The sequence below is a fragment of the Colwellia psychrerythraea genome (assembly GCF_000764225.1).
Taxonomy (GTDB): domain Bacteria; phylum Pseudomonadota; class Gammaproteobacteria; order Enterobacterales; family Alteromonadaceae; genus Colwellia; species Colwellia psychrerythraea_D.
In genome coordinates this window covers 1-764 of the sequence record NZ_JQED01000023.1, presented here as the reverse complement: position 1 = coordinate 764, position 764 = coordinate 1, and the positions used below count along the sequence as shown (strand labels likewise).

Genomic DNA, 764 nt, shown 5'->3' with positions numbered 1-764 from the left:
TTCGATCCGAATGGTTCTTCCATCATAAAACGGTCGAACATAACAATATCTGGGTTGTAGGCTTTAACGTAATCATCAAAACTATCGCAGTTAAGTGCGATGCTTTGACTGGTGATGCCGTAATCGTTCAGATTTACCATGTGCTCTGTAGGTTGTGCAGGCGTAGCAAATTCAACATCCCAGTTTTGCGATTTAAACGCATTAAGTAACGACATCATGTGCGTACCCGCAGCAGACGAATTGGGCTCTGGCCATACATAGCCAATTACCAGCACTTTTTTCATTGGCTAGATCTCTTATTATTAGGGGCTGTTGACCTTTCAAGGTTAAATTGTCAGCAGTCTGTTTGGTATTTAGTCAAGGCAGAGCCTAGGTGGTGTGGTTGTTCCCCACAAATAGGCGATAACGCAGCATCAATACCAAACAGGCGCTGCCCGAAGGGTTCTGCCTAGGGGCGATTTACTCTTTGTTGCCTACATGGATGTAGGTAAGGGGCGTGAGCAGGACGCGGAAGCTTTGCTCGGTTTTTACTTAGCCCACTAGGTTACAAACCTCGCGCCGTGATTAAACCGCCCCTAGTTTGAACAAATTGTAATCCGCAAAGGTCAACAGACCCTAAATTAAGCGAGTAACAACATGATTTTGGTTTCAATAATAATAGCACTGATACTTGAGCGTTTAGGTGCTCGCTCTGCGCATTGGCAAATGAGTTATTACGCTAATGGCTACTTAACTCGCTCTGTTAATTTATTGACCAATAAAGG

Annotated in this window: 2 pseudogenes; one reads left to right on the top strand and one right to left on the bottom strand. The window is 44.2% G+C overall.

Annotation, left to right across the window (positions count from 1 at the left end):
- Positions 1-284, bottom strand: a pseudogene (locus ND2E_RS11170) (glycosyltransferase); the annotation flags it as partial.
- Positions 285-636: 352 nt separating this feature from the next.
- On the opposite strand from ND2E_RS11170, the pseudogene ND2E_RS22940 reads away from it, so the two are divergent.
- Positions 637-764: pseudogene (locus ND2E_RS22940) on the top strand (beta-lactamase regulator AmpE); the annotation flags it as partial.